At 67.9% G+C, this 18,617-nt stretch carries 18 protein-coding genes and 1 pseudogene; 11 read left to right on the top strand and 8 right to left on the bottom strand.

Going from position 1 to position 18,617, the window contains the following annotated elements; all coding sequences use genetic code 11:
- Window position 1: 1 nt before the first annotated feature.
- Both ABZV58_RS15040 and ABZV58_RS15035 read right to left on the bottom strand, forming a co-directional pair.
- Complete coding sequence (locus ABZV58_RS15040; RefSeq protein WP_355001141.1) at window positions 2-1,537, bottom strand: FAD-binding protein; 1,536 nt, start codon at window positions 1,535-1,537, stop codon at window positions 2-4.
- A gap of 151 nt (window positions 1,538-1,688) precedes the next feature.
- On the bottom strand, window positions 1,689-2,351 hold the full coding sequence (locus ABZV58_RS15035) for a TetR/AcrR family transcriptional regulator (protein WP_355000710.1): 663 nt from the start codon (window positions 2,349-2,351) through the stop codon (window positions 1,689-1,691).
- A gap of 58 nt (window positions 2,352-2,409) precedes the next feature.
- Here ABZV58_RS15035 and ABZV58_RS15030 point away from each other — a divergent pair, with 58 nt between their 5' ends.
- Entirely contained in the window at window positions 2,410-3,213 is an 804-nt protein-coding gene (locus ABZV58_RS15030) for an SDR family oxidoreductase (protein WP_355000709.1), read from the top strand.
- A gap of 21 nt (window positions 3,214-3,234) precedes the next feature.
- Window positions 3,235-3,654 (top strand): ester cyclase, encoded by a 420-nt coding sequence (locus ABZV58_RS15025; RefSeq protein ID WP_355000708.1) that lies wholly within the window; start codon window positions 3,235-3,237, stop codon window positions 3,652-3,654.
- A 266-nt stretch (window positions 3,655-3,920) separates the two neighbouring features.
- Here the strand turns inward: ABZV58_RS15025 and ABZV58_RS15020 are convergent, their stop codons facing one another.
- Window positions 3,921-5,474 (bottom strand): acyl-CoA carboxylase subunit beta, encoded by a 1,554-nt coding sequence (locus ABZV58_RS15020; protein WP_355000707.1) that lies wholly within the window; start codon window positions 5,472-5,474, stop codon window positions 3,921-3,923.
- A gap of 366 nt (window positions 5,475-5,840) precedes the next feature.
- On the opposite strand from ABZV58_RS15020, the gene ABZV58_RS15015 reads away from it, so the two are divergent.
- Entirely contained in the window at window positions 5,841-6,311 is a 471-nt protein-coding gene (locus tag ABZV58_RS15015) for a flavodoxin family protein (RefSeq protein ID WP_355000706.1), read from the top strand.
- Window positions 6,312-6,559: 248 nt separating this feature from the next.
- Here the strand turns inward: ABZV58_RS15015 and ABZV58_RS15010 are convergent.
- Window positions 6,560-7,273, bottom strand: a pseudogene (locus tag ABZV58_RS15010) (SDR family oxidoreductase); the annotation flags it as partial.
- A gap of 104 nt (window positions 7,274-7,377) precedes the next feature.
- Between ABZV58_RS15010 and ABZV58_RS15005 the strand changes: the two are divergent.
- From ABZV58_RS15005 to ABZV58_RS14995, 3 genes are all read left to right on the top strand, one after another.
- Window positions 7,378-7,725 carry a helix-turn-helix domain-containing protein gene (locus tag ABZV58_RS15005; protein ID WP_355000705.1) on the top strand — a complete coding sequence of 116 codons (348 nt, stop codon included), beginning with the start codon at window positions 7,378-7,380 and terminating at the stop codon, window positions 7,723-7,725.
- Between the two features lie 109 nt (window positions 7,726-7,834).
- Window positions 7,835-8,146: a pyrimidine/purine nucleoside phosphorylase gene (locus ABZV58_RS15000; protein WP_355000704.1), complete on the top strand. Its 312-nt coding sequence runs from the start codon at window positions 7,835-7,837 to the stop codon at window positions 8,144-8,146.
- A 69-nt stretch (window positions 8,147-8,215) separates the two neighbouring features.
- Entirely contained in the window at window positions 8,216-8,548 is a 333-nt protein-coding gene (locus ABZV58_RS14995) for a DUF4442 domain-containing protein (protein ID WP_355000703.1), read from the top strand.
- A gap of 169 nt (window positions 8,549-8,717) precedes the next feature.
- Here ABZV58_RS14995 and ABZV58_RS14990 read toward each other — a convergent pair whose 3' ends face one another.
- Window positions 8,718-9,602, bottom strand: coding sequence for a LysR family transcriptional regulator ArgP (locus ABZV58_RS14990; protein ID WP_355000702.1), 885 nt, complete (start codon window positions 9,600-9,602; stop codon window positions 8,718-8,720).
- A 74-nt stretch (window positions 9,603-9,676) separates the two neighbouring features.
- On the opposite strand from ABZV58_RS14990, the gene ABZV58_RS14985 reads away from it, so the two are divergent.
- Window positions 9,677-10,300: a LysE/ArgO family amino acid transporter gene (locus ABZV58_RS14985; protein WP_355000701.1), complete on the top strand. Its 624-nt coding sequence runs from the start codon at window positions 9,677-9,679 to the stop codon at window positions 10,298-10,300.
- 43 nt (window positions 10,301-10,343) lie between these two features.
- Here the strand turns inward: ABZV58_RS14985 and ABZV58_RS14980 are convergent, their stop codons facing one another.
- Window positions 10,344-11,084 (bottom strand): glucose 1-dehydrogenase, encoded by a 741-nt coding sequence (locus ABZV58_RS14980; protein ID WP_141812420.1) that lies wholly within the window; start codon window positions 11,082-11,084, stop codon window positions 10,344-10,346.
- 161 nt (window positions 11,085-11,245) lie between these two features.
- On the opposite strand from ABZV58_RS14980, the gene ABZV58_RS14975 reads away from it, so the two are divergent.
- Window positions 11,246-12,133, top strand: coding sequence for an alpha/beta hydrolase (locus ABZV58_RS14975; protein ID WP_355000700.1), 888 nt, complete (start codon window positions 11,246-11,248; stop codon window positions 12,131-12,133).
- Window positions 12,134-12,189: 56 nt separating this feature from the next.
- On the opposite strand, the gene ABZV58_RS14970 is transcribed toward ABZV58_RS14975, so the two are convergent.
- On the bottom strand, window positions 12,190-13,587 hold the full coding sequence (locus ABZV58_RS14970; protein ID WP_355000699.1) for a wax ester/triacylglycerol synthase family O-acyltransferase: 1,398 nt from the start codon (window positions 13,585-13,587) through the stop codon (window positions 12,190-12,192).
- 275 nt (window positions 13,588-13,862) lie between these two features.
- Here ABZV58_RS14970 and ABZV58_RS14965 point away from each other — a divergent pair, with 275 nt between their 5' ends.
- From ABZV58_RS14965 to ABZV58_RS14955, 3 genes are all read left to right on the top strand, one after another.
- Window positions 13,863-14,765 carry a metal-dependent hydrolase gene (locus ABZV58_RS14965; RefSeq protein ID WP_355000698.1) on the top strand — a complete coding sequence of 301 codons (903 nt, stop codon included), beginning with the start codon at window positions 13,863-13,865 and terminating at the stop codon, window positions 14,763-14,765.
- 98 nt (window positions 14,766-14,863) lie between these two features.
- Window positions 14,864-15,868 (top strand): PDR/VanB family oxidoreductase, encoded by a 1,005-nt coding sequence (locus ABZV58_RS14960; RefSeq protein WP_355001140.1) that lies wholly within the window; start codon window positions 14,864-14,866, stop codon window positions 15,866-15,868.
- 38 nt (window positions 15,869-15,906) lie between these two features.
- Entirely contained in the window at window positions 15,907-17,679 is a 1,773-nt protein-coding gene (locus tag ABZV58_RS14955; protein WP_355000697.1) for an SDR family oxidoreductase, read from the top strand.
- Here ABZV58_RS14955 and ABZV58_RS14950 read toward each other — a convergent pair.
- Window positions 17,672-18,199 (bottom strand): hypothetical protein, encoded by a 528-nt coding sequence (locus ABZV58_RS14950; protein WP_355000696.1) that lies wholly within the window; start codon window positions 18,197-18,199, stop codon window positions 17,672-17,674. The two genes, ABZV58_RS14955 and ABZV58_RS14950, sit on opposite strands and share 8 nt — an antisense overlap.
- Between the last annotated feature and the right edge of the window lie 418 nt (window positions 18,200-18,617).

The following is an 18,617-nucleotide window of genomic DNA, read 5'->3' as shown; positions in this document are numbered from 1 at the left end:
GTCAGTCGCCGAGCATGTCCCGCACCGCCAGATGGCTGAACAACATCGATGCGCCGATCGGGTTGCCGCCACCGGGGTAGGTGGTGCCGCTGACCGCCGCCATGGTGTTGCCCGCCGCGTACAGGCCAGGGATCGGCGCGCCGTCTCGGTCGAGCACCCGTGCCGCGCTGTCGGTTCGTAGCCCGCCCTTGGTCCCCAGGTCCGAGATGCCGAACGCGGCGGCGTGGAACGGTCCTCGGTCGATCGGCACCAGCGGCGGTTCACCGTGGGAGAAGGCGCGATCGTAGGCTTCGTCACCGCGGCCGAAGTCGGTGTCGACGCCGGCGGCGGCCATCGTGTTGAACCGGTCGACGGTCGCGACGAGCGCGTCGGCCGGGACGCCGATCTTCCCCGCGAGTTCGGGCAGTGTGTCGGCGGTGTGCCAAAGACCGGCGGCGACGTACTTCTCGGTCTCCACCATCGAGACGTTGGTCACCTTGACCGGCGGCTTCTCGCCTTCTCTGTGGTCGTAGATCATCCAGTAGGGCAGCGTGAGCGAGCCTTCCCGCAGCTGCCGGATCACCTCGCGACCGAGCCGGTCGTAGGGCGCGGACTCGTTGACGAACCGCTTGCCGTCCTGGCCGACGAAGATGCCGCCGGTGAACCACAGCGCGAACGCCGAGCGACCGTCGGGATGGGTCAGCCCGGGCGACCACCACGCCTGGTCCATCAGGTCGACGTCGGCGCCCGCCGCGATGCCGGCCTGGTGTGCGAATCCTTGATTTCCCCAGGGGCCCATGGTGTCTCGGGCCTCGCCCGGCACGCCGTACTGACGGCGCATCTCGTCGTTCTGCTCGAAGCCGCCGGTCGCCAGGAGCACGCCGCGCCGCGCACGGATCGCGAAGCGTTCGCCGTCGCGTTCGATCAGCGCGCCGACTACCGCGCCGCCCTCGACGACCAGCTCGATCAGCGGCGAGTTCAGGTGCAACCGGACGTGCGGGTAGGTCGACAGCGCCCGCAGGAACCGGCCGATGAGTGCTCGACCGCCGATCAGCACCTCGGGCAGCGGCGCGCCGAGACGGTCGGTGTCGAGTGGTCCGCGGAGGGACTCGCGCAACTCTCCGAGTTCCGCGGCGGGGAGCGGCGTGGGCATGGTGTGGCGCAGTCCGTCGAGACGGGCCTTCGGCGCCGTGCCGAAGTAGTCCGGCCAGGGCAGAACTTCGAACGCGAAGTGGTCGTCGGCCTCGAGGTATTCGATGAGGTCGCGGCCGCGGCGGACATAGGTTTCCTGCAATTCCCGCGGGGTCCGGTCGCCGACGACGGCGTGGTAGTAGGTGAGCGCGTCCTCGATGGTGTCGTCGCTGCCCGCTCGTTGCAGCACGGGGTTACAGGGGAACCACACGCCGCCGCCACCCGAATAGGCGGTGGTGCCGCCGAATTTGTCGGTCGCCTCGACGACCGCGACGCTCAGTCCCTCGCGGGCCGCGGTGTAGGCGCCGGCCAGACCGCCACCCGAACCCGCGACCAGCACATCGACTTCGTCGTTCCAATCCACCACTGTTTCCTCCCGCGCCACCGTGTTTCCGTCGACGCTAGGCTCGGCCGCCTCGGCCGGAGCACCGGCGATCCCGGTCATCGGAATGGCGGCGCAGCGGGAGAAGATCGAACGCTTTCAGCCTCGGGCGGCGAAGATGGATTGTCGAAGTCGATCAGTGGGACAGGACAACCGACCGCATCATCGCCAGCAGGAGAGCGCCGCAGGCCTCGAGCTGTTGATCGGCGGCGCGGGGGTCGTCGCTTACTGTTCCGATGGTCGTCTTCAGGCCGTCGAAGGCGCCGACGAGGACGGTGGCGAGCTGTTGGGGGTCGACTTCGTCTGATACCTCACCGATGTGCTGGGCGTCGCGAATGAGGTCGGCGACGCGGTCGATCCATCGGCGGGTCAGTTCCGTGGCGAGGTCGCGGGTCGCGGGCACCTCGGCGAGGTTCTGGGCAAGGCGCGAAATGACCCAGGCGTCGGGGTCGTCACGGTGGAGATCCAGCATGGCGGGCAACAGCGCTTCCATCCGTTGCAGCCCAGGGGGTGCCGTGGCCAGTCGTGCATGTACCCGATCGAGCCATTGCGCGTGTTTCTCGGTGAGCACGGCGACGGCGAGGGCTTCCTTGCTCTCGAAATGAAAGTAGACCGAGCCCTTGGTCATTCCGCTCGCTTCGACAACGTCGGCCATGCGTGCCCGGTCGTATCCGACCTGCGCGAACACAGCGGCGGCGGCATCGAGAATCCGCTCTCGGGATGCCGCTCCGTGTTCGGTTGGGCCGGACGGGCGGCCGACGCGTCGCCGGGCCTGCGTGCTGCGGTGGGGGCTTGCCATGGCCTCAGCATAGCGGTATTAATTAGACCGGCATGAAGGTTTAATTAAGGAGATAGTGGTGGCCGGATATTTCGACCGACAGCGAGTACTGGTGACCGGGGCGTCATCGGGTATCGGGCGCGCCTTCGCCGCGCGTATCGCCGCGGACGGTGGTGACCTCGTTCTGGTCGCCCGCAGGGAGGCGGTATTGCGAGCACAGGCCGAGGAACTGCACGCGCGATTCGGTTCGAGCGTGGAGGTCATCCCCGCGGACCTCAGCGCCCCGAACGCCGCAGCGAGCGTCGCCGAACTGCTCGCCCAGCGTGCGATCACCGTCGACGCGCTCGTCAACAATGCGGGACTCGGACTCCACGGCGACCTCGCCGACGCCGACCTCGGGGCGGTCTCGAGTCAGATCGCGGTGAACATCACCGCTTTGACCGAGCTCACCGCAATCCTGTTGCCCAGCATGATCGCTCGCGGCCGCGGAGCCGTCGTCAATGTGGCCAGCACCGCCGCGTTTCAGCCGGTCCCGCACATGGCGGTGTACGCGGCGACCAAGGCGTACGTGCTGTCCTTCACCCGCGCGCTCTGGTCCGAGACCCGCGGCACCGGGGTCCAGGTACTTGCCGTGAGCCCGGGTGCCACCGAGACCGCGTTCTTCGAGATCGCCGGCGAGGACGCCTCGGTCGGCAGCAGGCGCTCGCCCGAACAGGTCGTCGAAGCGGCCTTGGGCGCGCTCGGGTCGAACCGCCCGGACATCGTCGACGGCGCGGCGAACGCACTGCTGGCGCGCATCGCCTGCCGGATTCCCGCCAAGTGGGCGATCGCGCTCGCCGAGCGTTCCGTCCGACCGGAATCGTCTGTATCCCAAACCAATTGATCGAATCGGAAAGAGCAAGACATGTTCATCCAGAAGTTCGCCACAGCGGCCGCGGCCGCGGTGAACAAGCACAGCGTGGACGAGGTCGTCGGCCTGTGGCGAGAGCCCGCCGCCTACGACTCACCCCTGACCGGTCCCCAGCAAGGTCTTACGGCGCTGGCCGCGCGAGAGTCCGCGCTTTTCGACGGCTTCAGCGATCTCACCGCCACTATCGAGCCCCTCGGGCAAGTGAATTCCACTGGTGCCGCGCTGGTTCGCTTCGACGGTATCCACGACGGGCACTACGCGGGAATAGCGCCGAGCGGGAACACGATTGCCATCGAGATGGTCGCCGTCGTCACCTTCGACGACGAGGGCTACGTCGTCGGCGAACGCGTCTTCTTCGACACCGCGGTTGTTCTGTCGCAACTCACCGGATGCGCCGGCACCGGCACGGCATAACCTCGCCAACTTCATCCGCGCTGCCCGACGCAGCAGGACTCGCCTCGATACGACGTCGACGATCCCTATGACCGTCCGTTCGCTCCGGTCTGGCCGGAGCGAACGGCGGGATATCGATACGCCGGTTATGCCGTGCTCACCGCGGTCCGCCGACGGCGCCGACATTGCCGATGCTCACCGGGGTGAGTGGTGGTCGTTCGCCCCGGACTTCATGGCCACGATGGATCTTCGGTCGCCGACCGGACTGGTGACCGGCCCGGGGCGGATCACATCGGGTACACCGGGTGTTTCCGCGGGTTGAACTCCGGCTTGACCTTCGGCTTGTCACGCAGCAGGCGCAGCGCGCTTCGGATCTCCAGGCGGGTGGTCGCCGGTTCGATGACCGCGTCGATGTAGCCGCGCTCGGCGGCGATCCAGGGGGTGGCGATCGTCTCGTTGTACTGGTTGACCATGAACTCGCGCGCCGCCGCCCGATGCTCCTCCGGCACCGCCGCCAGCTGCCGCTTGCCGATGAGGTCGACCGCGCTGTCGGCGCCGATCACCGCGATCCGGGCCGTCGGCCAGGCGAAACTGATGTCGGCGCCCACCTGCCGGGCCGCCATCATGCCGTAGGCGCCACCGTAGGACTTGCGCACGACCAGGTTGATGATCGGAACCGTCGCCTCGATGATCGCGCGCGGGACCCGGCCGCCGCGGATGATCACGCCATTGGCTTCCTGATCGAGCCCCGGCAGCACACCGGGGGTGTCGGCGACGAACACCAGCGGGATGTTGAACGCGTCGCAGAGCCGGATGAAGTACGTCGACTTGTCGGAGCAGGCGGCGTCGATGGAACCACCCAGCACCAACGGCTGATTGGCGATCACACCGACCGGATATCCGTCGACCCTGGCGAACCCGGTGATCAGATTCGGGGCGAACGCTTCGCGGACCTCGTGGAACTCACCGTCGTCGAAGATCCGCAGCAGGATCTCGTGCATGTCGTAACCGGAGCGATCGGAATCCGGGATGATCTTCTCGAGTTCCCGGTCGGAAGCGGTGATCTCCGGCTCCAGGCCGGGGTTCACGATCGGCGGCTGCTCGAGGCAGCTGGTCGGCATGTAGCTCAGGTAGTTGCGGGCCCAGGCGTAGGCTTCCTGTTCGGTGTCGGCGACGTGATGCAGCGTCCCGCGCTCGGCCTGCACCTTGGCGCCGCCGAGCTCCTCGGCGGTGATGTCCTCACCATTGACGGCTTTGATCACCTCCGGCCCGGTGACGAACATGTAGGAATCCTTGGTGCCGATGAGCACGTCGGTGTTGATCGGCCCGTACACCGAACCCGCGGCGCACTTGCCGAGAATGATCGACACCTGCGGCACATACCCGGACAGCTTCTCCAGCACCCGGGAAATATCACCGAACGAAGCGATCGAACCCACCGCGTCCTGGATCCGCGCGCCGCCGGAGTCGTTGATCGTCACCACCGGGCACGCGTTGTCGAACGCGAGTTGCAGCGCCCGCATGAACTTGCGCGCGGACGTGATACCGACCGACCCGCCGTAGACGGTCTGATCGTGGGCGATCACCACCACCGGGCGGCCCGCGATCAGCCCGCGACCGGTGACCAGCCCGTCACCGTAGAGAGCGTCCGGCTGGCCGGGCTGACGAGCCAGCGCACCGGTCTCGATGAACGTCCCGGGGTCGAGCAGCATCTCCACCCGCTGGCGAACGCTCGGAATGCCCTTCTTCTCCCGCTTGGCGACACCGGCCTCACCTGCCGGTTCCTCAGCGATTGCCAGGATCTTGACCAGTTCATCGATCTTCGCCTGGGTACCTGCCACGCTCGCTGCCACCTTTCAAACCAACTGTTGCCGTCGCGACGTTAGGCGGTGTCGAGGCGGAACGTGACATCGGGCCGGATATCCGGGACAAATCACAGACGAGGCCGGACGCACATCACCTCCCGCCCAAAGACGCAGTCAGCGGTATGCCCATCGGATGCGACCCCGAATACCTGGCACTGCCCGCTGGAGCCGGGCGGTGTACCGCTACGACTTCGACCAGGGACCTGTGAGCGCCGTGGCGAGGATCGCGCGGCCAGGAGGGAAAGCACGTCGCCGCGATCGCTAGGCTGGTCTTGTGGCTCAGCCCGGTGGCACCCCAGTCGACGGGCACCCCGGATCGGGAAAGCGAAGGGGGACATCGCAATGAAGGCCGTCATCGTCTGCACCTCGGTGTCGCATGGCAACACCAAGAAGGTCGCCGACGTCATCGGGCAGGTTCTGGAGGCCCGGGTCGTCGACCCCGCCCAAGTCGACGCGGCCGAGCTTTCCACCTATGACTTGGTGGGATTCGGTTCGGGGATCTTCCTGGGATCCTTCCACGCGGAGCTGCGCGAGTTCATCAGGTCGCTGCCGGATGCGCAACGGCGGAAAGCGTTCGTGTTCGCCACGAGTGGCTTTCCCGAGGCGCGGTTCCAACGCTTCTCTCGACCTCTCGTGCGGATGCTCGACCAGAAGGGCTTCGAGGTAGTCGACACCTTCTCGTGTCGGGCATTCGACACGTACGCGCCATTCAAGCTCGTCGGCGGTATCCGGAAAGGGCGGCCGAACTCCACCGACCTGGCGGCGGCGCGCACGTTCGCCGAAGGACTGGCAGGCACCTACTCGATCACATAGGCGTCTCCCGGAAGGGTGACGCTCCCGAATTCCGGGCCGGGAATCGTCGGCTCGAAGTCGCTGGATCCACCTGTGCGGGCGTCTTCGGCGAAGTCCTGCCAGGTCGTCGGCACGCCGTCCTCGATGACGGGATCCTCCAGGCTGACGTCGTAGTCGTCATCGTCGTAGTCGTCATCGGCCGACTGCTCGGGCGGGGGTGACTGATCGTCCGTCGACTGGTCTGGCTCCTTCTCGTCGGTCGACGTGCTCGCGAGGTAGTCGGGGCCACCGATGTAGACGGTGTGGCCGGATTCGGTGGGGGCCGTCGTGGCGTCGGCGATGGCGGTGGCGAACTCTTCGACGGTGGGGAGTGGGCCGTGGTCGCGGCGGGTGGTGACGGCGTCCGGGTCTCGGCGTTCGAGGAGGCGGACGATGATGGTGCCGTCGATCATGTCGCCGGAGACGACGGTGAGGGTGATGCCGAGGGCCTCTAGTTCGGGGATCAGGGCGCGGAGGGCGTCCTCACCCGCGCGTTTGCTGGCGGCGATCGGTTCGTAGTCGGCGGGGACGGGTTTGCGGCCGTGGAAGTGGGCCTGGTGGCTGGTGACGAAGACGATGCGGCCGCCGGATGGCATGAGGGGCAACGCGAGTCGGGTCAGGCGCAGTTGCGCGTCGCGGTTGATGGACATGGCGTAGTCGGCGGCCGCGTCGCGTTCGAGGCCGCCGGATGCGTTGAGTACCAAGACATCCAGGCGGGCGAAGCGGTCGGCGATTTCGGCGATCAATGCGCGGGTGGCGGTTTCGTCCGAGACGTCCGCTCCCGCGACCGACGCGCTGCCTCCGGCGGCCGCGATCTCGTCGGCGATGGTCTGGGCACGGCGGCGCTTCTCGCGGTAGTTGACGATCACGTGGTCGCCGCGGGCCGCCAGGATGCGGGCGGTGTCGGCGCCGATCCCTCGGGAGGCGCCGGTGACGAGGGCGATTCGCTGGTCGGTCGAGATGTTCGGTTCGCGCACCACGTTCCTTTCCTGCGCGGACCGCCGCCCGCCCGGTTGCTTCTAAATTAGAATCACTATGGTGGTTCGAAATGAGAAGCGCAAGCGGTGCGAAACCGTCGCGAGGTGCGGCCGACCCCGCGAACGAACCGATGCTCGCCGCCATGGAACTGCTCGGCCAGCGGTGGATGCTGCGCATCGTGTGGGAGTTGGAGCCCGGCACGCTGGGCTTTCTCGAACTGCGCCGCCGGATGGGGCAGTGCTCGTCGAGCATGCTCTCGGTGCGCTTGCAGCACCTTCAGGCCGCGGGGCTGATCGTCAAGAAGCCGGACAAGTCCTACGAATTGACCACGGCCGGAAGGGAACTCGGGGAGTCGCTGCGTCCGGTGTGGGAGTGGTCGCGGCGGTGGGAGAGGTTGTTCCCGGAGGCGGGCGACTGACCGTGCGCGCCGACGGGCCGACTGCTGGACGGCCTCAACCCGGTGGGCGCGGGCGCCTCGCCGCTGCTGAAGTAGGCTGACGGCTCCACTTCAGCACGGGAAAGAGACCATGTCGCAGTTCGAGAATGTCAGCGTCACGAAGAAGGCCAACGTCTACTTCGACGGCAAGTGCGTCAGCCACAGCATCGAGCTGGCCGACGGCACCGCCAAGTCGGTCGGCGTCATCCTGCCCTCGACCCTGACGTTCAACACCGGCGCACCGGAGATCATGGAACTCATCGAGGGCGAGTGCAAGGTCACCCTCGCCGGTGCGACCGAGGCCGTGACCTACAAGGGCGGCGAGTCGTTCGACGTGCCCGGCGACAGCTCGTTCCAGATCGAGGTTCTGGAGACGGTGCATTACGTCTGCCACTTCGGCTGAGTTCTCGACACCTCCGCCGCCGTGCTTGCGGGCCGCGACAGTGTCGGCCGGTGAATCGTTCGGCACAAGGTGAGCGGCTGGAACAAGAACCACGCGGGTGTGGCGTTCGGCGGAATTCTGTCCATGATGACCGACCCGTTCTTCGGGCTGATGGCCCTGTGGCAGCTGGGCGAGGGATACCGCGTCTGGAACATCACGGCCACAACGGAATTCGTGCGGCCGGGTCGCGGGTTGGTGCGCGTGACGATGCTGATGCCGCCCGAAGACATGGCCGAGATCCGCGCGAATCTGGAGGCGGACGGCGTCTCTCGCACCAAGCACTCCGCCGAGCTCGTCGGTGCCGACGGCGAGCTGGTCGCGCGCACGAGCCAGGAACTCTACGTGCGCAGGCACTCTCGGTAGTGCGGTGCAGCGCGCCCGGCTGACTCGGCGACTGCGCGGCACGACGTCCCCCCCGCTGCGGCGGGTGGCTCGCGACACCGCGCGGGGGTCGGCTCGGCACGCGCTGCGACCGAGCTCGCGGGCTCGACGAGTCAGCGGAGCGCGGGCGACGCGGCCTAGCTTGGACAACTCAGCGCAACGCCGCGGCAGCCGCCCGGGCAATCGCCCCCGCGATCGCGCTCAACGCGGGGGAGTGCAACTTCCACTGCTGCCAGTAGAGCGGCACGTCGATGAACGAATCCCCGTCTATCGGAACCAGACTCGTCGGTGAGTCGTCGGCGGTCTGCAGGTCCGGCAGCATGCCCCAGCCGAGGCCGAGGCGAACGGCCGTGCCGAAGGCGGTGGACGAGGGGACGTAGTGGCGGGGCGGATCGATCGGCTGTCGAGTGCGGCGGCGGAGATGGCGGTCCTGGAGGTCGTCTTTGCGGTCGAACAGGACGACGGGCGCCGCGGCGTAGGCCTTGGCGGTCGGGCCGTCGGCGAACCAGATCCGGGCGAACTCGGGGTTGGCCATCGGGCGGTACCGCATGGCGCCGAGCTTGTCGACCTTGCAACCCTGCACCGGCTTCGCGGTGGCGGTGATGGCCGCCATGACAGTGCCGTCGCGCAGCAGGGCGGTGGTGTGCTCCTCGTCCTCGCGGTGGATTTCGAAGCACACGCCGGGCGGTGCGTCGCGGAGGGCGGGCATCACCCACGTCTCGAGCGAGTCGGCGTTCACCGCGATGGGGAGGCGGATCGGGCGGTCGACGGGGTGGTCGGCGTCGCCGAGTTCACGGGCCGTGTCGCCGGTGAGCAGATCGATCTGCCGGGCCAAGCGCAGCACCGCGAGCCCGGATTCGGTGGCGCGCACCGGTTTCGTGCGTTGCAGCAGGATGCGACCGGCCGCTTCCTCGAGCGCTTTGATGCGCTGGCTGACCGCCGATGGAGTGACCCGCAGACTGCGCGCGGCCGCCTCGAAGGTTCCCTCGGTGACTGCCGCGTTGAGCGCCCTGAGCTGGTCCAGCTGCAAATCCATATCAAGAAATTGTAATGATGCTTCAGAATCTTTAGCTTGTCTGGTTGAATGGCGCGGTCATAGCGTCGATGGACGTGACGGTTTCCTCGGCGGGTTTCGCCACCATCTCCGGTTTGGGTTTCGGGTTGTCGCTGATCGTGGCGATCGGCGCGCAGAACGCCTTCGTGCTGCGCCAAGGTGTGCGCGGACAGCACGTCGCCGCGGTGGTCGCGGTGTGCGCGGTGTCGGACATCGTGCTGATCGCCGCGGGCATCGCGGGCTTCGGAGCGCTGGTGGAGTCGCTGCCCTCGGTGGTGACGGTGGTGCGCTACGCGGGCGCCGCGTTCCTCATCGGCTACGGCGTGCTCGCGGCGCGGCGTGCGATCTCCGGCGGCACCCTCACCGCGGACGGGGCGGGCACGTCGGTGGCACTGGGCGCGACCGTCCTCACCTGCCTGGCGCTGACCTGGCTCAACCCACACGTCTACCTGGACACGGTCCTGCTGCTCGGCTCCTTCGCCAACACCTACGCCCCGCCGGACCGCTGGTTCCTCGGCGCGGGCGCGATGCTCGCCAGCATCCTCTGGTTCGTCACCCTCGGCTTCGGCGCCCGCCTGCTGAGTCCGCTGTTCGCCCGCCCCGCGGCCTGGCGAGCGCTGGATTCAGCGATCGCGCTGATCATGTTCACCCTCGCCGCGGGCCTGCTGCTTTCGAGCTGACGAGTGCCGCGTCCAGAATTGGATGTCCAACCTTTGTGCGGCACTAGAAAGTCTTGTGCGGCACCCCCACCGTCAACCCACCATCGATGACGAACTCCGCGCCCGTCGAATACGACGACTCGTCACTCGCCAAATAGGTCACCAGGTTCGACACCTCGGCCGGATCGGCGGCCCGCCCCAGCGGGATCTGCAGGAAGTCCGCTGGAATTCCCTCGGTCATCGGCGTGCTGATCAAGCCGGGATGCACCGAATTCACCCGAATCCCGTACTGCGCCAGCTCCAGCGCCGTCGACTTCGTGAGCCCGCGGACCGCGAACTTGGTCGCCGTGTACCCGTGCAGACCGGGGCTCCCACGCATGCCCTCGACGGAGGAGATGTTGACGATGGAACCGCCGCCCGCCTCGATCATCGCCGGGGTCGCGGCCTGCATACCGAGGAACGTGCCGGTCAGGTTGATGTCGACGATGCGCTGCCACTCCTCGAGCGCGAAGTCCACCAGCAGGTTCCCGTTGACGATCCCCGCATTGTTCACCAGCACGTTCAGCGCGCCGAAACGCCGCACGGCCTCTTCGGCGGCGGCCTGCCAGTCCTGCTTCTGCCGGACGTCGAGGTGCACGTAGACGGCGTGGTCGCCGAGTTCCTCGGCCAGCGCCTTGCCCTCGTCGTCGAGAATGTCGCCGAGCACCACGCGCGCGTCCTCGGCCACGAACTTCCTGGCGTGCGCGGCGCCCATGCCGCGGGCTCCGCCGCTGATCAAGGCCACCTTGCCGGTGAGTCGCCCCATTGCGATACCTCCGTCCGTCCCGGAACAGTCGTGAACACGTTACATAACTTCTGGACGGTTGCGGCTCGAAGGCGCGTCGGCACAGCGAAGAAGGCCGACAACCGTGTGGCATCATCGAATAGAACGTGTTTCAGTGACGGCTGGTCCGGAGGAGGCCGACGATGGCGAACCGGTTCCGACGCTTGATCCGGCGCGCGGGCGTCCCCGACATCGCGGAGGTGCCCGGTGGCCGATTGGTCGACCTGCCCGGCCGGGGACGCACCTACGTGGTCGACATGCCGGGGCCCGAGGGAGCTCCCACGCTGATCCTGCTGCACGGCACCGCGAGCACCGCCTGTCTCACCTGGTTCCCCGCGCTGGAAGCGCTCGCAAAGCGGTACCGGGTGATCCTGTTCGACCAGCGCTGGCACGGCCGCGGCATCCGATCCCCGCGCTTCTCGGTGGACGACTGCGCCGACGACGTCGTCGCCGTCGCCGACGCGATGCGGGTCGAGCGCCCGATCTGCGCGGGCTATTCGCTCGGCGGAGTGGTGACTTTGACGGCCGCGCACCGGCATCCGGACCGTGTCGGCGGGCTGGTGCTGTGCGCGACGCCGTACCGATTCCGGGAGAAGTGGCGCGAGCAGGCGTTCCACCAGGTGTTCGGCGCGTTCGCCGACGCCATCGGACCGTATTCGTTGCGGCGCATCGAGAAATTCGCGAGCACACTGTCCGAGCTGCCGGAACATACCTGGCCGCCGGGCGGCTTCGAGAAGTGGGCGCTCGGTGAATTCCGCAGTACGAGCGGATGGGCGCTGGCCCAGGTGATCGCGGAGGTCGGCCACTTCGACGCGTCCGCTTGGCTCGACACGATCGCGGCGCCGACGGCGGTGGTCATCACGACCCGCGACCGGGCGATTCCGGTGTATCGGCAGCTGGAGATGGCGACGATGATTCCCGGCTCGACCATTCACCTGGCCGGTGTGGGACATGCGGGCTGCGTTTTCGGCGCGGAGCGTTTCGTTCCCGCACTGCTCGACGGCTGCGCGTCGGTCGTCGACCGGGTGTAGCGAAATTCGCCGCGGTCGACCCTGTTCGGCGTCGGTGGCGAACAGGGCGGCGCGGGTCACTCCACTTCGCGTGCCGCGGACCGCAATTCGTCGATGATATCCGGCACCGCGTCGGCCATCGCGGCGAGATCCGGCACGAGTTCCTTACAAGCTATGAACCCGATATCGAGATCGCCGTTGTTGGACAACACCGTGACGGTGAGCCCGGCACCGTGGAAGACCGGCCCGAACGGATACATCGCGTCGACCTTCACGCCGAGGAAGTACAGCGGCATCGGCGGTCCCGGCACGTTCGAGACGACGAGGTTGTGCACCACCGGATGGTGCTCGGCCAGCTTCAGCGACGAGTAGACCCGCGCGGCCAGCTGAAAAGTGTTGGGCGGGGCGTACTGTGACCAATCCTGTAGGAAGTCGGCGCCGATGAGGTCGTGTTCGTCTTTGGCGTCGCGGTTCGCTTCGGCCACCTTGCGCAGCCGCTCGACCGGGTCGGCGATGTCGGTGCCGAGCTCGGAGAACAGCGAGGAGACCTTGTTGATTCCGGCCTTGTGCCGGGTGGCTTCGTGCACCGACACCGGTACCGAGGCGATGAGCGAGCGATCGGGCAGCTCGCCGTGCTTGTCCAGATAGGCGCGCAGCACACCGCCGACCACGGTCAGCACCACGTCGTTGACCTTCACGTCGAACGCGGACTTGATCTCCTTGATGGCGGCCAGATCCGCTTCGGCGAAGGCGACCGTGCGATGCGGTGTGATGGCCCTGTTGAACGGCGTGCGCGGCGCCGTGAGCGGAATCGCCATGCCCGCCTGGTTGTTTCGCCGCCGCTGCGCGAAACCGGCGAGCATGCCGACGGTCTTGGGCAGCATGCCGACGATGCCCGCCTTGCCGGGCAGCCGAACGGCCGCCTCCGCCAACAGTTTCCAGTCGTTCGGCGCGGCCTCGGGCCGCCATTCCTCGGTCGGCTCCGGATGCGTCACGCCCGGTTCCATATCGCACAGATGCATCATCATGTTCGTGCCGGTGATGCCGTCCACGGCGGCGTGGTGGTACTTGCAGATCACCGCGACCTTGTCGCCGTCGATGCCTTCGACGACGTTCATCTGCCACAGCGGCCGGTCGCGGTCCATCGGCCTGCTGGCGATGTCGCCGACCAGTTCGGCCAGCTCGCGCCTGCCGCCCGGACTCGGGATGCCGATGCGGCGGATGTGGTAGTCGAGATCGAAGTCGGGGTCCTCCACCCAGACCGGATGGTCCAGGTTGAACGGCACCTCGTGCAACCGCCGCCGCATCTGCGGAATCAGGGGCACCCGGCGGCCGAGTTCGGCCTTGAAGGAGTCGAAGGAGTACCGCACGCCGTCCGCGGTCGGGTCCAGGATGAGCAGCGCGCACACATGCAGATGCTGGGTCCCGGTCTCGAGATAGAGGAAACTGGCATCCAATCCGGTTAAACGTTCCATAGCGAAAGACTACTAGAACAGGTTCTAGTTTTGGGCTGGATTCGGGGGAGGTCGGTCACAGTGGCGCTCTCTATCGTCCACTTGGAGAACGGAATTCATCGGATGAATGCCGGGCGATAGCTCGCCGTGTCGGGTTCGAGTCCGATCGGTGACATGCATGTGTGTTACCGCTAGTTCCACGTATGTGTATGATCGTTTCTACACCAGCGCAGGAATCGGCGCACCGCCGTGCCGATCCGCCGCTGAGGTGCACGTATGAGGATCGAGGAGTACCGATGAAGCTACTTCGCAGGGCTCACCGGCGACCGGAAACCGACCCGGGCGAGGTGGCCCTCAACGCACGTAACGTCCAGTTCGACTGGGCCGACACTCCGCTGCACTGGATGCCGGAGGAGCCGATCGCCTCGCATCTGATCAATTCGCTGAATCTGCTGCTGCCCGAGGGCGAGCGCATGTTCTGCGCCGCGTATGCCGAGGCGCTGCCCTACGTCAAGGACGAGAAGCTTCGCGAGGCCATGCTCGGCTTCATCGGTCAGGAATCGATGCACGCCGAGACCCACGACAAGGTGCTGAACGAGGTGCTCGCGGCCAACGGCATCGACCCGGCGCCGTATGTGCGACAGGCCGAATACCTGTTCCGCAAGACGCTCGGGCCCAAGAACGTCGAGGGCATCGCGCAGCGCCAGATCATGGTCGAGCGGCTGGCGTTCATCGCCTGCCTCGAGCACTTCTTCGCCTTCCTCGGTGACTGGGTGCTCAACGCCGATCTGGAGAAGTTCGGTGCGGACCCGCGGGTGGCCGACCTGTTCCGCTGGCACGGCGCGGAGGAAGTGGAACACCGGCATGTCGCCCACGACGTGGCGGTGTACTTCGGCGCGGGATACATCCGCAGGTCGGCGCTGATGGTGCTGGTCTTCCCGATCTTCATCTCGCTGGTCGTGCGCGGCACCAAATTCATGGTCCAGCAGGATCCCGCGCTGCCCGATCTCGGCTATCCGCGCCTGATCAAGCGGGTTTTCGGCGCCATGTGGCGCGGCTCCCTGCCCGGCGTACCGTCGCTGCTGTGGAGTGCGCTGTCCACGCTCGAGCCCGGCTACAACCCGGAGACGGTCGGCTCCACCGCACAGGCGGTGGCGTACCTGGCCGCCTCGCCCGCGGCGCGCGCGGTCGCCTCGTGAGTCCGCGGGTCGTCCCCAAGCAGTTGCCCGCCGACCTGTTCGGCAAGCGCGATCGGGACCGGGCGGTACGGGTGCTCGATGCCGTAGCCTCGGCCCGGTTGCGCTGGGCCACGCTGGTCAACCGACGGGATCTGCGCCCGAAGGTCGACGACCGGAGATTGGCGCTCGTCGTCACCGAGCGCCGGGTCGAGGCGCACGACCAGGATGTGGTGAGCCTGCGACTCGAGTCGCCGGACGGCCGCGAACTGCCCGCGTGGCGGCCGGGCGCGCACCTGGATCTGGAGCTGCCCTCCGGCAGGTTGCGGCAGTACTCGCTGTGCGGCGACCCCGCCGACACCCGCGCCTACCGTGTCGCGGTGCGCCGCATCCCGGAGGGCGGCGGCGGTTCGGTGGAGGTGCACGACGCGCTGCCGGTCGGCGCGCCGATCGTGGTGCGCGGGCCGCGCAACGCCTTTCCGTTCGCGGTGCCCGGCTACGGCTCACCCGCGGTGCACCTGCACTTCGTCGCGGGCGGCATCGGAATCACCCCGATCCTGCCGATGGCGCGGCTGGCGATGCGGCTCGGCCTCGACTGGTCCATGGTCTACGTCGGCCGCAGCCGCGAGACCATCCCGTTCCTGGACGAGATCGAGACGTTCGGCGACCGGGTCACCGTGCGCACCGACGACGAACACGGTCTGCCGGACGCGCCCGCACTGCTGCCCGGCGTGACCACCGGCACCGCGGTGTACTGCTGCGGTCCGGTGCCGATGACGACCACCGTCGCCGAAGCGGTGCGTCGAATGCGCGGCGTGGAACTGCATTCCGAGCGGTTCTCGCCGCCGCCGATCGTGAACGGGCGGCCGTTCGAGATCCAGCTCGCCTCCACCGGTGAAGTGCTCCAAGTGCCCGCCGACGAGTCCGCGCTGACCACCCTCTTGAAATCCCGCCCTGATCAACCGTATTCGTGTCGGCAGGGCTTCTGCCGAACCTGCAAGGTGCGCGTGCTGGCCGGCGAGCCGGACCATCGCGACACGGTGCTCACCGAGGACGAACGCGCCGATGGCGACATGCTGGCCTGCGTATCGCGCTGCGACGGTGGCCGTCTCGTGCTCGACCTGTAGTGGAGACCCCCTCCGACCCGGAGAACAAGGAGACGTCCATGACGACGGATATCGACTCGGTGGCGACCGAGCGGATCGTGCGCAGCGGTGAATTCGACCTCGCTGTCTACGAATACGGTGATCCCGCCGATCCGACCGTGGTGCTCGTGCACGGCTGGCCGGACACCCACCACCTCTGGGACGCCGTGGTGCCGCTGCTGACGCCGCGGTTCCACGTCGTCACCTACGACACGCGCGGGCACGGCCGGTCGACCCGGACCCAGCGCACCGCGGACTTCCGGCTCGAGGAGCTCGCCGCCGACTTCTACGCCGTCGCCGACGCGGTGAGCCCCGACGCGCCCGTGCACGTCCTCGCCCACGACTGGGGGTCGGTGCAGGTGTGGGAGGCGGTGTGCGAACCGCGGGCCGCCGACCGTATCGCCTCGTTCACCTCCGTGTCCGGCCCGAATCTCGACCACATCGGAAAGTGGGTGCGCGCCAGGCTGTCCCGGCCCACGCCGCGCAACCTCTGGCAGCCCTTCACCCAGCTGCTCTCCTCGGCCTACACCGCCTTCTTCATGACGCCGGTACTGCCGCGAGCCGCTTTCACCGCGCTCGGCACCGAAGAGCGTTGGCAGCGCGTCGTTTCCCTCATGAACGACACACCGACGTCGAACGTCACCCTGGCGCCGACCTTCCGGCGCGACATCGTCGACGGCCTGCGCATCTACCGCGCGAACATCGTGCCCCGGCTGCTCGGCCCGCGGGAGCGGCACACCGAGGTGCCGGTTCAGCTGATCGTGGCGGGTCGCGACGTCGCGGTGCGGCCCGCGGGCTACGACGACGAGCGCAAGTGGGTCTCGCGGCTGTGGCGTCGCGACGTGCCCGCCGGGCACTGGATGCCGTTCTCGCACCCCGAACTGCTGGCTACCGCCACCACCGAGCTGATCGACACCCTCGCCGGTGGCGCGGTGCCGCGCGGCCTGCGTCGCGCCGAAACCGACCGGAACCGAAAGGAATTCGACGACCAGCTGGTGGTGATCACCGGCGGCGGCAGCGGCATCGGCCGGGAGACCGCGCTGGCGTTCGCCCGCCTCGGCGCCGAAATCGTGCTCTCCGACATCAATCTGGACGCCGCCAAGCAGACCGCGGAGCTGATCGCCGCGGAAGGCGGTGTGGCGCACGCCTATCGCCTCGACGTCTCGGACGAGGCCGAGGTCACCGCGCACGCGGCCGAGGTGTTCGCCGCGCACGGCGTGCCGGACATCCTGATCAACAACGCGGGCATCGGCCAGGCGGGCGGGTTCTTCGACACGCCGTCGGCGGAGTTCGATCGGGTGCTGCGGATCAACCTCGGCGGCGTCGTCAACGGCTGCCGCGCCTTCGGCGCCGCCATGGCCGAGCGTGGTTTGGGCGGACACATCGTCAACCTGTCCAGCATGGCGGCCTACAGCCCGCAGCAGGGGCTCAGCGCGTACTCCACCAGCAAGTCGGCGGTGTTCATGTTCTCCGACTGCCTGCGCGCCGAGTTGGCGGGCCGCGGCATCTCGGTGCACACCGTCTGCCCCGGCATCGTGCACACCAATATCGTTGCCACCACGTCCTTCTCGGGCCTCAGCGTCGAGGAGGAGAAGCGCAAGCAGGCCAAGTACGACGACCTGTACCGGAGGCGTCACTACACGCCCGACAAGGTCGCCGATCAGATCGTGCGGGCCGTCCGGCGCAACCGCAGCATCGTGCCGGTCACCCCGGAGGCGCGCTTGCAGTACCAGTTCAACCGCTTCGCGCCCGCGGTGGTGCGGTTCTTCGCGGCGCGGGTGAAGCTCACTTAGCGGGGTTCGTCGCCGCCCGGTGCAGTTCGGCCTCGATCGCCGCGACGCGCCGGGCGTCGATGCCCCACGGTTCGGCGACCCCGACCTTGCTGTCGAGATCCCACAGCACACAGGTCTCACCGGGCCGCGCGACCATCGACCACGCCACCACCGTGCGGCCGAGCTGTTCGGTCATCGAACCGTGCGCGGTGGGCTCGGCGGGGCCGTCCCCGTCCGGGTAGTGGTGCAGGAACCGGCCGTAGGCCGCCGTACAGAACGCGGCGTAGCGCTGCGTGCACAGGATCAGGCCGTGCCACGCCTCGTCCACCGCGTGCGAGGGCATGCCGATGACCTGGCCGTCGCGCATCGCCGCGCCGCAACAGCGCAGCCACTGGCGCAGGCCGGTCTCCACCAGCTCGCGCGGCTGCCACGGGCACGTCTTGAAGACGGCCTCGGTGAGTTTCAGCGCGGCCACCGCCTCCTCGACGTCGCGTAGGTCGACCTGGCGGCGGAGGCGCTGTCGGGAACGGAAAAACTGCACGATTCACTGTACGGCGGCGCGCCGCTACCATTCCGGCATGAGGGCTGTTCTCCTGGGTCTGTTTCTGATCGCTGTGGTCGTGATATTCGTGGTCGCCGTCGTCGCGTTCGTGGTGCTTCTGGTCAAGGCCGTGAACAGGCCGTCGCGGCAGCCAGGGTGGGGACCGAACCACAATCCGGGACCGTGGTTCGCGGGCGGCGCCGGGACGGGGCACCGCCACCACGGCAGCGGCTGCGGCGGGGGAGACTCCGTGAGCGGCTGTTCGGGCGGCAGCGGCGGAGACAGCGGGTCCGGCGGGGGCGGCGGCAGTAGCTGTGGCGGCGGGAGCAGCAGTAGTTGCGGCGGCGGTGGGGGCAGCAGTTGCGGTGGCGGGGGCTCCTGAACGCGATGTCCCGCCTCGCTCGCGAGTGATACCGCT

The sequence above is a fragment of the Nocardia sp. NPDC004654 genome (assembly GCF_040609595.1).
Taxonomy (GTDB): domain Bacteria; phylum Actinomycetota; class Actinomycetes; order Mycobacteriales; family Mycobacteriaceae; genus Nocardia.
The sequence above is the reverse complement of the archived record's forward strand: the minus strand, read 5'-3'. Positions and strand labels throughout refer to the sequence as shown.